Annotated in this window: 12 protein-coding genes; 4 read left to right on the top strand and 8 right to left on the bottom strand. The window is 52.8% G+C overall.

The window, feature by feature from the left end; genetic code table 11:
• From PGRAT_RS21300 to PGRAT_RS21280, 5 genes are all read right to left on the bottom strand, one after another.
• A complete protein-coding gene (locus PGRAT_RS21300; protein WP_025703632.1) occupies positions 1-1,488 on the bottom strand; it encodes a UxaA family hydrolase in 1,488 nt (495 codons plus the stop codon).
• Between the two features lie 27 nt (positions 1,489-1,515).
• Positions 1,516-2,937, bottom strand: a complete 1,422-nt coding sequence (locus PGRAT_RS21295; RefSeq protein ID WP_042267198.1) for a tagaturonate reductase — start codon at positions 2,935-2,937, stop codon at positions 1,516-1,518.
• Between the two features lie 841 nt (positions 2,938-3,778).
• Complete coding sequence (locus PGRAT_RS21290) at positions 3,779-4,780, bottom strand: LacI family DNA-binding transcriptional regulator (protein ID WP_081954760.1); 1,002 nt, start codon at positions 4,778-4,780, stop codon at positions 3,779-3,781.
• Positions 4,781-5,195: 415 nt separating this feature from the next.
• On the bottom strand, positions 5,196-5,402 hold the full coding sequence (locus PGRAT_RS21285) for a hypothetical protein (RefSeq protein ID WP_025705682.1): 207 nt from the start codon (positions 5,400-5,402) through the stop codon (positions 5,196-5,198).
• Between the two features lie 205 nt (positions 5,403-5,607).
• Positions 5,608-5,826: a hypothetical protein gene (locus PGRAT_RS21280; protein ID WP_020428986.1), complete on the bottom strand. Its 219-nt coding sequence runs from the start codon at positions 5,824-5,826 to the stop codon at positions 5,608-5,610.
• A gap of 227 nt (positions 5,827-6,053) precedes the next feature.
• On the opposite strand from PGRAT_RS21280, the gene PGRAT_RS21275 reads away from it, so the two are divergent.
• The 4 genes from PGRAT_RS21275 (at position 6,054) to PGRAT_RS21260 (ending at position 9,187) form a co-directional block, all read left to right on the top strand.
• Positions 6,054-6,584 carry a hypothetical protein gene (locus tag PGRAT_RS21275; RefSeq protein ID WP_025705680.1) on the top strand — a complete coding sequence of 177 codons (531 nt, stop codon included), beginning with the start codon at positions 6,054-6,056 and terminating at the stop codon, positions 6,582-6,584.
• Positions 6,585-6,626: 42 nt separating this feature from the next.
• Positions 6,627-7,187, top strand: coding sequence for a hypothetical protein (locus tag PGRAT_RS21270; RefSeq protein ID WP_025705679.1), 561 nt, complete (start codon positions 6,627-6,629; stop codon positions 7,185-7,187).
• 238 nt (positions 7,188-7,425) lie between these two features.
• Positions 7,426-8,541, top strand: a complete 1,116-nt coding sequence (locus PGRAT_RS21265; protein WP_025705678.1) for a DNA alkylation repair protein — start codon at positions 7,426-7,428, stop codon at positions 8,539-8,541.
• Between the two features lie 94 nt (positions 8,542-8,635).
• Positions 8,636-9,187 carry a hypothetical protein gene (locus PGRAT_RS21260; RefSeq protein WP_052415723.1) on the top strand — a complete coding sequence of 184 codons (552 nt, stop codon included), beginning with the start codon at positions 8,636-8,638 and terminating at the stop codon, positions 9,185-9,187.
• Between the two features lie 310 nt (positions 9,188-9,497).
• Here PGRAT_RS21260 and PGRAT_RS21255 read toward each other — a convergent pair whose 3' ends face one another.
• From PGRAT_RS21255 to PGRAT_RS21245, 3 genes are all read right to left on the bottom strand, one after another.
• Positions 9,498-10,400, bottom strand: a complete 903-nt coding sequence (locus PGRAT_RS21255) for a manganese catalase family protein (RefSeq protein WP_025706622.1) — start codon at positions 10,398-10,400, stop codon at positions 9,498-9,500.
• 420 nt (positions 10,401-10,820) lie between these two features.
• Positions 10,821-12,182, bottom strand: a complete 1,362-nt coding sequence (locus PGRAT_RS21250) for a metallophosphoesterase (protein ID WP_042267192.1) — start codon at positions 12,180-12,182, stop codon at positions 10,821-10,823.
• An 86-nt stretch (positions 12,183-12,268) separates the two neighbouring features.
• Complete coding sequence (locus tag PGRAT_RS21245; RefSeq protein ID WP_025703851.1) at positions 12,269-12,832, bottom strand: hypothetical protein; 564 nt, start codon at positions 12,830-12,832, stop codon at positions 12,269-12,271.
• Positions 12,833-12,896 lie beyond the last annotated feature (64 nt).

Here is a 12,896-nt window from a genome sequence, read left to right as displayed (position 1 = left end):
TTAGAGCGTTACTCCGGTTTTGAAAATCGCCAGCTCACGCACTTCGTTCTGCTCGTTGCGCGTTTTTTGGCCGCTGGCCACACCGATAATGTAGGCGATAAATTCCTCAAGCACCTCGGCCATCGGCCGCTCCAGCAGCGGTCCGGCATTGAAGTCCATCCAGTGGCCCTTTTTGGCAAAAAGATCATTGTTGGTCGCCACCTTGACCGTTGGCACAAAGCTGCCGAACGGTGTGCCCCGTCCGGTCGTAAAAAGCACGAGCTGGCAATCCGATGCGGCGAGGGCGGAGGCCGCCACCAGATCGTTGCCCGGAGCCTGCAGGAGACTGAGGCCTTTGCGGCGCAGCTTCACCCCGTAATCCAGCACATCCACAACGGGCGAGCTGCCGGCCTTCTGCGTACAGCCCAGCGATTTGTCCTCCAGTGTGCTGATGCCTCCGGCTTTGTTGCCGGGAGAGGGATTCTCGTACACCGGTTCACCGTATGAGAGGAAATACTGCTTGAAGTTATTGATCAGCGAAACGATGTCTTCAAAGACCTCGCGGTTCTCCGCACGTGCCATGAGCATCTTCTCCGCCCCGAACATTTCAGGGACCTCGGTCAACACGGAGGTTCCGCCCTGGGAGATAATGAAGTCGGAAAAAGCGCCCAGCAGCGGGTTGGCAGTAATGCCGGAGAAACCATCGGAGCCGCCGCATTTCAGTCCGATGTTCAGCTCGCTGAGCGGAACCGGCTCGCGGACATCATTTTTCGCTGCTTCATACAGCTCTTCAAGAAGTGCAAGCCCCGCTTCCACCTCATTGCCTACCTCCTGGGCAACGAGGAATTTGACCCGGCTCTCGTCATAGCCGCCCAGCATGCTGCGGAATTCGGAGACGATATTATTCTCGCAGCCCAGGCCGAAGACAAGCACGCCCCCGGCGTTGGGATGATTTACGGCATCCAGCAGGATGCTGCGGGTCATGCGGTGGTCGTCGCCGAGCTGCGAGCAGCCGTAAGGATGCTTAAGCACAGTGAAGTTGTCGAAACCGCCCGGGTCGGGGTGCTCTGCCTTGAACTCCTGCAGCATCTGCTCGGCGATGCCGTTCACGCAGCCAACCGTAGGGATGATGAACAGATCGTTGCGGATGCCAACCTTGCCGTTCGCCCTGCGGTAGCCCTGGAAGGTCAGGCCGCGTTTCGGATAGGTGACCGGATGCAGGTCGGGAAGATATTCATATTCCTCTTCTCCGGACAGGTTGGTTTTGATATTATGCGTATGAATCCAGTCACCCGCCCGGATTGCTTCCACCGCATGGCCGATAGGGTATCCGTATTTGGTAATGACATCGCCCTCCGCAAAACTGGTTAAGGCGATTTTATGGCCCTGCGGAATATCCTGGGCGGCTGTGAGACTAAGCCCTTCAAAGGAAAGTACTTCACCGGAAGCAACCGGACGCAGCGCGACGGCTACTGTATCCCGGGGATTCATTTTCATTAATCGTTTCATGCTGTCCCTCCTATAGAAAATAATGAATTAGGCTTCTGAACGGACCAACTGCTGCAGTGCGGCACGGCTGCCGGAGTTTTGGAGCTGATGCAGCCGGGCGTCAATGGCTTCAGTAAGGCCTGGCACCTGTGACAGATCCTGTCCCCACAGGCTGACTTCCTTAAGAATCGAAGCAGCGAAGGTGGAAGGATTGCTCCAGGCCTGATCAAAGACCGCCAGCACTTCAGCACTGTCCTGACGTTTCACGAGGTCTCCCCGGTAACTGAGCAGCAGCGCGGCAAAAGCCAGTGTAATCAGCGGCGGCAGCTGGCCGCGTTCCTGCTGATACCGGAGGAGCACAGGGAGTAGCCGGGTTCTAAACTTGGAAATGCTGTTCAGTGAAATCGAAGCCAGCTCGTGGCGGATGAACGGATTCCTGAAGCGCTCCAGCACAGCATCCGCGTAGGAGAGAAGCTCTTCTTGCGGCAGATCCAGCATCGGAATAAGCTCTTCATCCAAAAGCTCCCGCACAAAGCGGTAGAACGTTTCATCGTTCATCACATCCTCTACAGTTTCGAGGCCTGCCATCAAGGCGAGGGGAACCATGGCGGTATGAGGCCCATTCAGCAGGTGAACCTTGCGCTCGCGGTAGAGGGTCATGTCATCTGTAACGGCTACGTTAAGTCCGGCTTTCGCTAGCGGCAGCCGTTCGGACAGCCACGCCGGGCCTTCAATGACCCAGAACAGGAACGGCTCTGCAGTTACCATCAGCTTATCGAGGTAGCCCAGCCCGGCTTCCAGCTCAGCGGCTTTGTCGCGCGGATAACCCGGAACAATCCGGTCAACCAGACTGCAGCAGAAGGTATTCTCCGCGTCCAGCCACTGCAGGAAGGCATCCCCCAGCTTCCATTCTGCGGCGTATTGCCGCACAATTTCCTGCAGCTTTTCCCCATTGCGGTCGATCAGCTCGCAGGGGATGATGACGAAACCTTTTTTGCCCAGCTCAAACCGTCTGTGGAGAAGGACGGTCAGTTTGGCAGGAAAGCTTGAGGGAGGCGTATCCTCCAAACGGTCTCCCGGCTGATAGGCGATGCCTGCTTCGGTGGTATTGGAGGTGATAAACTCCAGCTCATCATTTTCAGCCAGGGCCAGATACGCTTCATAGTCGCTGTAGGGATTGATGACCCGGCTGACACTGGTGATAATCTCGCGCGAATTGACTGGCTGCTCCTGCATGATGCCGTTCAGCAGCACCGTGTAGAGATTATCCTGCTCGGCCATCAGCCCGCCGAGTCCCTGGCCGATGGGCACGATAACCGCTGCGCTTCCGTTGAACAGGCCTTGCTTGTTCATCTGCTGCAGCTGCCAGTCAACAAAAGCACGCATGAAATTCCCTTCCCCAAATTGAATCATCCGTTCCGGATATTGCGGCAGGCCGGGCTGAGTGGTTCTGGATAAGCGCTGTGTCATAAGTGTTCGATAATCTCCTTTTATAGTGTATTGGAATAATGCACACGTGAACATTTTATTTAAAAAAAGAGAGGCTCTTTTTTTAACCGGATTCAGTTGAAACAATTAGAGTTGCCAAATCTGAAAGAGGGAAAACCCTAAACGTTTGGGGATCGGCAGCGGCTGTAAGTCCAAACATTCTTCGCAGTTACGACCATACCTCACAACGTAAAACTAAAGTTCAATATATATAGTTACCCAAACTGGTATTGGCAGCAAATAGCGAAGCTAGACACACTTAGTCATAAGCTTAAGTGGAATTAGTAGAACTAATTCGCAGGTCAATGCCCAAATGCAGAGGCTAGTTGGAATTAGTATACTTAATTCGGGCGGAATCGCCATAAATGGCCTAATTTGTCCGAATTAACTCTACTTTTTCCCACTATTGTGCTTCAAACCCTCTAAATTGGCTAATTTAGTTGTACTTTTTCCACTTTAATTTAGTAGAGTGATTTATACGTTTATAGGTACCGGAGAGAAGTCCGGACAAGCCTTGCTGCCAAACCTCTTGAGCGCTACTCCGCGCGCTGCAGCCCTCGCGCGCCGCAATCCCCTCGTGCCGCAGCCGCCGCGCGCCGCAATCCCCTCGTGCCGCAGCCCTCGCGCGCCGCAATCCACTCGTGCCGCAGCCCTCGCGCGCCGCAATCCCCTCGTGCCGCAGCCCTCGCGCGCCGCAATCCCCTCGTGCCGCAGCCCCCGCGCGCCGCAACCCACTCGTGCCCCAGCCGCTGCGCGCCACGATTCACTCGTGCCGAAGCCCTGGCGCCCCGCAGACGCGCACGCCGCGCCGCTCGACCCCTCATTACTGCTGTAATTCAGCTACTGTCTGGCGGATGACTAACGATGTCTTCACGAACAGCTGCTGGGGTTGGGTCTCCGGCTGCTGAAGCAGCTGGACCAGCATTTTAGTGCCAAGCTCGCTGATTTCTGTAATCGGCTTGCGGACCGTAGTCAGGGCGGGATTCGTGTACCGGGAGAACATGATATCATCGAATCCAATCAGGGAAATCTGCCCTGGAACATCGGCTTTATGGGCGTAGCAGGCATTCATCGCACCAATCGCCATATCGTCATTGGAGCAAAATACAGCTGTCGGCGGATCTTGCAGCAGGAGCAGAGCAGCCATAGCTGCATAACCGCTCTCAATACTGTAGTCTCCGGCCGCAAAATATTCGGAGTTCAGCGGAAGACGATGGGCAATCAGGCTGTCCATGAAGCCCTGCTTGCGCTCGCTCGACGACTTGAAGCCGGGTTTGCCTTCGATAATGGCAAATTTCCGGTGTCCCTGCCGGACGGCATAGTCGATGGCTTCCTTCACGCCTTCACGGTCATTAGCCACCACATTCATAATGCCGGGATCTTCAAGCTGGCGGTTCAGCACGACCAGTGGGATGCCCATCTTCTTCACATGATAGATAAAGGCATTATCCTCATCGCTCTGGCTCATGACCAGGATACCGTCAAAGCGCTGCGGCTGAATAGTGCCAAAATGATGCACGCCGTCTATGCCGTTGACCGTCAAGTTAAAGTTCTCATCCAGGATGTGGCTGATTCCCTTGATGGCATCCACCAGGAAACTGGCCGAGGTTCCTTGCTCAATGCTGGAAAAAAACAGGCCAATGGTGAAGGACCTTTTGGACACCAGGCTCTTGGCGCTGTAATTGGGGACGTAGTTCATTTCTTCGGCGATTTTTTCTATTTTGTCCCGGGTAACCTTCTTGATCAGCGGGCTGCCGTTCAGCGCCCGGGAAACAGTTGTATGGGAGACGCCCGCGACACGTGCAATGTCTTTGATGGTGATCATAATATCTCTCCGGAAAAATAGAATTGTTAACGATTTCAGTTTACGGCCTTGACACTGTCAAGTCAAGGAATTATTAAAATGCACACGTTAAAATTTTGTGCCGGAATGTTGCCTTTCTCGCTGGTTGCTGTGAGTTGAGTATGTTCAAATCCATCGCACAACAAGTGATGCCGCAGGTGACCCCGGTACGTTCGAAGAATTGCTGGCCCCGAGGCTTTGTATGAATTTGAAGCTAAATGAAGGGATAACGCCGGTTTGCCGGCATTGTACCGGTTGAATCGTATGCCAAAAAGGCAGACACGCTCAAGCCGTGTGTCCGCCTTTTTGTTAAATTTGTGCCGGGAAATTGCACCTTATGCACGAAGTCCATTTTTATACAGTCTGGCTAGCATCAGGTTCTTACTCTAGGGGTTTCTTATTTGTCTGTGGTTGTATCGTTTGCCGGATGCTTGCCAGGTTCGTTAGGGGTATCACCGGTCAGGGTTTCCTGCACATTATCCATAATACCTCCCACGATATCGTCCAGCTTGTCCGTTGATGCCGTCTGTCCAGGTCTGCTGGCATCGGGAATCTGGTTAAAGCCGGGGCTGCGCTCGTCCGTGAATTTCTCTTTGTCGCTCATGCCTCTCATTCCTTTCTGTCCTGCAAAAGTTAGGATATGTCCCAAACACCCATCTTATGTAACGATTAACCAAATGGGGGGAACTGAACCACTAAACAGGAGGAGAAAGGTATCAGGGCTGTGCCGTAATACTAAGGATTTACAGCCTTTCAGCTGGAGTAAGCAGGAAAATTATGCTCAGGGCGGAATGTAATTTAGGGAAGGGTTAGGCTTTGTTATGCTGGAATTTTGTGATTTCCCGGTCGTAATGGGAGACGCTGCCGTCGAATCTTTTGAGGCGCACATAATCTTCCGCAAATTTCTCGACGATTCCGATGCCTACCTGGGAGTACATTCCATCCGGATCGAGCTGCAGCGCGGACACATAGGTCTGCGATAGGGCGGCGACAAAAAAATCAACATTTTTAACAAGTGTCTGCGGCATGGCTGACATTCCTCCGTTCTTTCGCTTTAGCTCGGGTGTCTACAAAAGCTTTTTATCTATAATACGACAGGCATTGCATTTTGAAAACAAGATTTAATGTGCAAAATATGTGAAAATAACGCTTTTTTGTTGCATCCAAAGATAGAATTCATTTATTTTGCGCAGGATGGAGTTGTACAATTCAGCCATGACCTTTCACAGAAAGGTTTGGACAAGGGGATCACAGTATGGAAAAAAACACAGAACAAGCCCGGGAGCTGTTCACCCGATGTCTGGGCAGTCCTATCCAAATGCACCGTGAAGGTGTGCTGGAGCAGTATAAGCAGTCTGCAATCGCCAAAGAAACAGAAAAACAGTGGGTTGACGAAATGTTCGCCGGGTATCTGAAGCAGCTGTCGATCCGCGATTGGGAGGCGGTTGCCGCACTGGAGGCACTTTCCAGGCAGTATCAGGACATTGTTATGGTCGAAAAGACAGCTTCGTTCGCAACCCGCAACCTTATGAGCGCTGACAGCATCGTCAGACTGCGGTTCGCCGAAAAACTGGTGGACATTATCCGCTCCCATAAAAAAGTACTGTCCCGTGAGCAGCTGTTCAGTGCCTGCCGTGCCGCCGCAGAGCTGCTGCAATCTGTCATGGAACAGCCGCTGGTCATTGATCCGGGTCATGAGCTGCAGCAGCTTGGCCTCAAAGATAAGCGGGGGCTGAACAGCAGGGCTAAGAAGAGCATCGATGAGGTGGAAACGCTGCTAAATTGAAGAATTTTAGACGACAGAGAAAAGATGTATGGAGGAATCCCGATGAACTTGCTGGTCTCTCAGCCCGATCATGAAGCTGATATGTTAAAGCTGCAAGAAGAACTGAGGTTGTGGTCCGCTTACTGTGATGCAGTGCTCTACCCTGAAGGGTATGTAGCTGATACCGGCAGTGTGCAGACACTCCGGAGCCTTGCCAGGCATTATAGGAAGCTGATGATGACCAGTTACAAAGATGGTAACGGCAAAGACAGGGCGCTAATGATCGGCCCGGACGGAGAGATTGTATTGGAACGGGCGAAGTCTCCGATGCAAGGAGAGCTGTATACTCCTTCGGTAGTTGAGGCTGGTGATATAAAGATAGGTTATCTCCTGTGTGTGGAGATTTTGCAGGGGCTGAGCGGGCTGGAAGGACATGCTGGAACCTTAGATTTTATTGCCCATCCGATAGGCCCTATATCCTACTGTATAAAGGCAAACGGGCAACCGCTGTACATTTCACACGCTGACACACGAAGCCGCATTGTGGATTTGAAAAGCGGTACGGTTGTGATTGCTGAAAAGGGAACAGGTCCCGCCGGTATCGTAAGAGGACAGCCAAAGTGATTGGCTATAAATTCGGGAAAGAGGTGCCGCGATGCCTGTGCTGTTTAACCAGACTGAGAAAGGCTACATATACCGCACCAGACAGAGAATATTCAGCCGGGTATAAACATTATGCATAATCCTGGGGATCGAATATGACATTAAGCTGTCCGGTTACTTATGTTATGCTGTTCTGGCAACACTTGTAACCAGAAGTGTAAAACACTGCACAGGCAGTAACCGGCAGGAGGAGACAGAAATGGTGGAACCGTTAAAAGCAATGTACAACGAGGGATTTCTGCGCAGCTTCGGCAAGAAGCTCCGGTCCGTATACAGCGGGTTTGATCTGGAAGGATTCGTAACTGCGGCGAAGAAGGACCCCTGGGAGGAGCTGGAGCTAAAGGGCCGGATGCGGCGGATCACGGAGACACTCGGAACATTTTTGCCCCGGCGGTATGAGGATGCTCTGGAAATACTATTTGCAATAGATAAAGAATGTGTGGGCTTCCCGTATCTGATCTTCCCCGATTTTGTTGAAGTGTTCGGGGGAAGCGAAGAGCACTGGGAACTGTCCATGTCGGCGCTGGAACGCTTCACTCCTAAATCGTCGGCGGAATTTGCCGTCCGGCCGTTTCTGCTGCGGGACCCGCAGCGGATGATGGCGCAGATGCTGCGCTGGTCGCAGCACCCGGACGAGCATGTGCGGCGGCTGTCGAGCGAGGGCAGCCGGCCCCGCCTTCCCTGGGGCCAGGCGCTGCCTATGTTCAAGCGTGACCCGTCGCCGGTACTCCCGGTGCTGGAGCAGCTGAAGGCGGACTCTTCGCTGTACGTGCGCAAGAGTGTGGCGAATAATCTGAACGATATCGCCAAGGACCATCCCGGTGTCGTGATTGATGTTGTCCGGCGCTGGAAAGGCATGAATGCGCACACGGACTGGATCGTGCGGCATGGCTGCCGCACGCTGATCCGCCAGGCGAACCCTGAGGTTCTGGCGCTTTTTGGCTATGCAGGCCAGGAGGAGGAAACTCCGCTTGCAATCAATGCCCTCCTGACTGTGGAGCCTGCGGAACTGCAGATAGGCGGGAGCTGTGAGCTGGCTTATGCCCTTAACGTCCGCGACGGGGATGAGGCCCGTATACGTATAGAATACGGAATTGATTTCGTTAAAGCCGGGGGCAAAACCTCGCGCAAGCTGTTCCTGCTCTCGGATAAAACGGTTCCGGGAGGCACCCGCCTATCCGGCAAACGGACCCACCGCTGGGCGGATCTGACCACCCGCCGCCATTATGCAGGGGAACATAAGATCACCCTGCTGGTGAACGGCCGGGAAGCCGCATCTGCAGTGCTTATACTGAAGCCTCAAGACTTAGACTAAGAGAGCTGATACCCCTGGAAGAAGCGGAGGGGTTCGTAGACTACTTTGTGATAATCAAATTTTCTCTATTCTGAAGTCCTGAAAGAGGGAGACTATGAACCAACGGTTGGTCTATCCTGTACTGCTGCTGTCCCTGCTGGCGGTTATATTTGCGGGTTGCGGAGCTGCAGAAGGCTCTGATCCCGAAGAGCCGTTGGAGTCGCCTGCGGCTGCTGCCGCCATGCCGGAACAGATGCCCGGGGATTTTGCATTTTCTGTGCGCTATGGGATTACTGCTAAGAATGAGATTAATACATTCAAGGGCAGGGTAACGAAGGATTTGATTTCCAAGGGTTCAGCAGCAGCCAAGCTCAGGCTGACGGATGCTGAAATCAGCGGGATTTACCAGCAGATGCGTGAGATGAATGTACTGGGTGATATGGAGCTGGAGATTGCGGACAAGAGCTGCAGGCAGGCCCCTTATGAGGAAGAACACTGGATCATTCGGGTCAACGGTGAGCAGAAGGAATTAGCTTGGAGCGAAGAGTACTGCCAAATCCCTCCGGATGCCAAAAAGCTCAAGGAGCTGCGGACCAGGATTGTGAAGCTGGTCCAGAGCAAGTCCGAATATCAGGCGCTTCCTGAAGCGGTTGGCGGGTATGATTAATCGGGAAGGTGCAGCTTCGCAGTCATTTAAAAGAACGGCACTGGTTCAGCCAGTGGAAACGGCTGCGCCGTCCGTAACTGGATAGCGCAGCTGTCTAGCTTTAGTAGTAAACTTAAAACGGCACATCCACACTCCTACAAGTGAACTAGCTTAAAATTAACACTACTAATTCCAATTAACACCCCGTAACAACGCCTGGGTAGCCCATTTAAATTCACTAATTCCACTTTACTACCTTCAGTTAAGGGTTCCGCTTTTATCTGTGTACCTTGCTTGTCCGCACCAGACTCACCTTTTTACTCCTGCCGGCCTAATCTTTTATATTGCCTGCCATCTTGAGGCGTTTGGCAATTTCCTTGAATTCCTCGGCGGAAATGCCCGGTGCGAACTCTTCCTTGGATTCCGGCGCTTCAGGGATAGGCACGCCTTCAGGTACCCCCTGAATCACTTCCAGTGGAAGGCCGTCCTCAGGATGGGTGCCCTTCCAGATCTGGTCAATGGAGCTGAAGTCTTTGTCGCTCCAAGTGTATAGCTTGGTGTGGACCCCTTTTTCTTCATATTTGGCAGCTTCGGTAAATGATTTGTTGCTGAGGGACGGGATGGGCACCAGCTTGGTTACGTTGACGCCGGTTGCAATCTCCAGCGCTTTGGCATAAGCCACTACATGGACTCCGCCGCGGACAAGCAGGAAACCGACAACCGCTCGCGCAGCCGGATGATCGGTCATTTCATAGACCTTCATTTTGTGTGTTCTTGCTCCGCATTCCAGGAAGAAGTTATGCAGCAGATCCTCTACCAGGTTGCCGCTGTTGAACACGTTGGCCCCGGTCCATGGATTGCCCATGGAATCGAACGGCATCGCCCCCTGGGCTCCGGCCAGGAAGTGATAGGACAGCCGGGCATCTTTTACAGCATCCAGTGGGGTGGCATCCGGTTGTTTGTACGCTGTTGAACCTCTAAGGCATTTATTCACTGCATGCGATACCAGCTCGACGTGGCCCAGCTCTTCAGCTGTTATACTCATTACCAGATCGTAGAAGGGCTTCAGCTTGTCTTTGGAACGGAAGTTAAAAGATTGATAGAGATAATTGTTAAGTGTGGACATCTCGCCGAATTTTCCTCCAAGCAGTTCTTGTACGGCGGCTGCGGCATTAGGGTCCGGCTTCTCGACATCGGGAATCTCGATCATGATCTCATCCATGCGTTTGAACATTGAATCCTCATCCTCCTTAGCGCTTCAGCAGAAGTTTGTATCCTACCGCCCTAACTTAAACGCAATTTGCTGTTCTTAAACATAAAGCCTAGCAGACCAGAAGATCTTAAATGGTGAGATCAAACCGTTCTCACCGGGATCGAAATGGTTATCGGACTGAGCGGCTCATATCCCTATCAAAAATCATTTTTTCGCAAAGTAACGGACTGAGGCGCACTTATTCGCGGGCAATCACCCCATTTACGGCTACTTGTGAAGCTATAAGTGCGCTGCGGTCCGTTAGCCCCGGCATAAGTATCCCTTTGGAGTAAATAGCGGCGTTACGGTCCGTAAGGATCAGCAGAACTGACATCACAAACTTGAAACCAGCCAGTGAAAGCGATGGATAGCGGTGTTGGGAGAATTAGAACCGATGCTCTGCTAATGCTCAGCAAGCTCTATATGCAGGTGCTGATTATCTTTGGGATCGAGTCTGGCTATTCCCAGTACATAGCTCTTTAGACCGCTTGGGGGGGCATTCTGCCACAGCCGGAAGGCATCGGAAGCAACTGCCGCTAAGAGGTCAGACTTGGCTGATCCCGCCAAATAAATTTCATTAAGCCGTCCCGCCAGATCCGCCATAGCCTGCAGCTCACCTTCTGAATACCCGGCATACGCTGTATCCTCAGATAGCTGCGCAAAGCTCCGCGCAGCGGAACGCTTACTAAAATTCTGCTTGCTGTAGGTCCCCCAATTCAGCAGATTCTCATCTGGGCTGCCCGCCGCTGCTGCCCACATCTCCATGCCCAGCTTGAAGGTGCTGTAGTCCAAGGCATGATCCGCAGAGGAATAGTGCAGCATGCCGTACTGATGGGGATATACGGATAGGGCGCTGCCTGCAATGTCGTACATGCTGCTATCGTTCCTGCTGATTTTGCTGATGTCCTGGATATGGATATGGCCGCTGAGGGCAGTGTTAATACCGTTTCTTGCCAGTGCTTCAATCACCCCGGCATTGTCATTGACCGTGAAGCCTTTCTGAATGAACTCACTGTGATCCAGCAGATTGTGATGCATGACCGCCACAATCTGCGCTCCGCTGTCTGCCGCCAGCTTGCCGCATTCATCGATCCACTCCAGCGTCGAGGCTGCTACTCTTCCGTCCAGCTGAGGGTGTCCAAGCTCCTTGTTATTGGCGTATTGGCTGGTATCCAGCATGAGAAGCCACAAGTCGCCGGAAGGGGCGGCCAGATAACTCAGGGAATCCCGATCCTCCAGCAAAGCTTCGTCATACCCGAAATCTTGATAGAGGTTGCGGAATTTCTGCGGACTAACATTATCCGCCCGGTACTGCCGTTGGCCCTTGAATTTGCGGGCCCATGGATTCAGGATGTCGTGATTGCCGGGGATGACGTAGACCCGTGTCCCCGTATCCTGCTCCATGGCTTTCAGATGCTTCGCCAGATCCTGATGGCTGCGTTTCTCGCCGTTATTGCTGAGGTCCCCGCTGATGATAACGGCATCCGGTTTCCGGATGGCAATATCGTTGGCGAGTGCACCGATAAGTTCTTCGCTGTAGCCTAGCTGCTTCCCGTCCCCGGCGGCGAGAAATTGAGTGAAGGCCGGGCCATAGTCGGTCAGGCTTTTGGACAAGTAGTGTGTGTCTGTTGTAGTCAGAATGGCCAGATCCTGTCCGGACTGAATCCGGTACTGCGGCAGCTGGGTCTTAGCCCCCGGCCAACTGCACGAAACCAGGGCAAGCAGCGGAGTTACAAGCATAAGCCTGCGGAATGAAATATGCATGACAGCCTCTCTTCTCCCATAACCCGCAAAGAGGTGCTCCCTCGGCATTCAAGCCTTCATGGAAGCACCTTTGCGGTAATCCGTAATTATTTTTGGACTTCGGTTACACCGGTTACTTTGCCCTGGTCCGACGCACTGTAGGTGGCCTGGTATTTATCATCGGAGAAATAGACATTGCCCTCGATAGTGGCATTCACCACTTTGAAGCCGTTCGCTTGCACATAGACGTCACCAACAAAAGTGCCGCCTTGAATCTGGGTATTCTCACTTTTGATTGTAATTTTGGGAGCCGTCAGTCTAAAAGAGTTGGTGATATTGTGATCCGCATCCTGCGTGTACAGCGCGATCTTGCGTGCGGGTTCACCTTTGTTGCTGAACTCCCCTTCGACGACAAGATCCTCCGTAAAGGTCAGATCCTTCAGTGTGGCGGCAATCCAGGTCCCCTCTTTGCTGATTGCCTTTTTGAAATCCTCGCCGTTGTCAACCACGGAAGCCGAGGTTACAGCATCCGGTGCAGCGGTGGCATTGGTAGCGTTCCCGTTGTTCGCCGGGGGATTGGTGCCTGCCGTGTTATTGTTGTCCGCTGAGTTGCCGCATCCGGCAAGCAGGGCCAGAACGAATATGGCCGTTAAAGCTGTAAGCTTTTTCATGTGAACATCCTCCTTGTGTTAATATTTACCGAACGTTCTATAAATGATAAACTATAGAGGCAGA

The sequence above is a fragment of the Paenibacillus graminis genome (assembly GCF_000758705.1).
Lineage (GTDB): Bacteria > Bacillota > Bacilli > Paenibacillales > Paenibacillaceae > Paenibacillus_AQ > Paenibacillus_AQ graminis.
The sequence above is the reverse complement of the archived record's forward strand: the minus strand, read 5'-3'. Positions and strand labels throughout refer to the sequence as shown.

What these genes read in the sequence shown, in the direction of transcription:
- PGRAT_RS21285 (WP_025705682.1), bottom strand. Translation starts at nt 5,402, where the DNA reads ATGAGCGACAAAGAGAAATTCACGGACGAGCGCAGCCCCGGCTTTAAC.
- PGRAT_RS21300 (WP_025703632.1), bottom strand. Translation starts at nt 1,488, where the DNA reads ATGAAACGATTAATGAAAATGAATCCCCGGGATACAGTAGCCGTCGCG.
- PGRAT_RS21260 (WP_052415723.1), top strand. Translation starts at nt 8,636, where the DNA reads ATGAACCAACGGTTGGTCTATCCTGTACTGCTGCTGTCCCTGCTGGCG.
- PGRAT_RS21245 (WP_025703851.1), bottom strand. Translation starts at nt 12,832, where the DNA reads ATGAAAAAGCTTACAGCTTTAACGGCCATATTCGTTCTGGCCCTGCTT.
- PGRAT_RS21255 (WP_025706622.1), bottom strand. Translation starts at nt 10,400, where the DNA reads ATGTTCAAACGCATGGATGAGATCATGATCGAGATTCCCGATGTCGAG.
- PGRAT_RS21295 (WP_042267198.1), bottom strand. Translation starts at nt 2,937, where the DNA reads ATGACACAGCGCTTATCCAGAACCACTCAGCCCGGCCTGCCGCAATAT.
- PGRAT_RS21280 (WP_020428986.1), bottom strand. Translation starts at nt 5,826, where the DNA reads ATGCCGCAGACACTTGTTAAAAATGTTGATTTTTTTGTCGCCGCCCTA.
- PGRAT_RS21290 (WP_081954760.1), bottom strand. Translation starts at nt 4,780, where the DNA reads ATGATCACCATCAAAGACATTGCACGTGTCGCGGGCGTCTCCCATACA.
- PGRAT_RS21250 (WP_042267192.1), bottom strand. Translation starts at nt 12,182, where the DNA reads ATGCATATTTCATTCCGCAGGCTTATGCTTGTAACTCCGCTGCTTGCC.
- PGRAT_RS21265 (WP_025705678.1), top strand. Translation starts at nt 7,426, where the DNA reads ATGGTGGAACCGTTAAAAGCAATGTACAACGAGGGATTTCTGCGCAGC.
- PGRAT_RS21275 (WP_025705680.1), top strand. Translation starts at nt 6,054, where the DNA reads ATGGAAAAAAACACAGAACAAGCCCGGGAGCTGTTCACCCGATGTCTG.
- PGRAT_RS21270 (WP_025705679.1), top strand. Translation starts at nt 6,627, where the DNA reads ATGAACTTGCTGGTCTCTCAGCCCGATCATGAAGCTGATATGTTAAAG.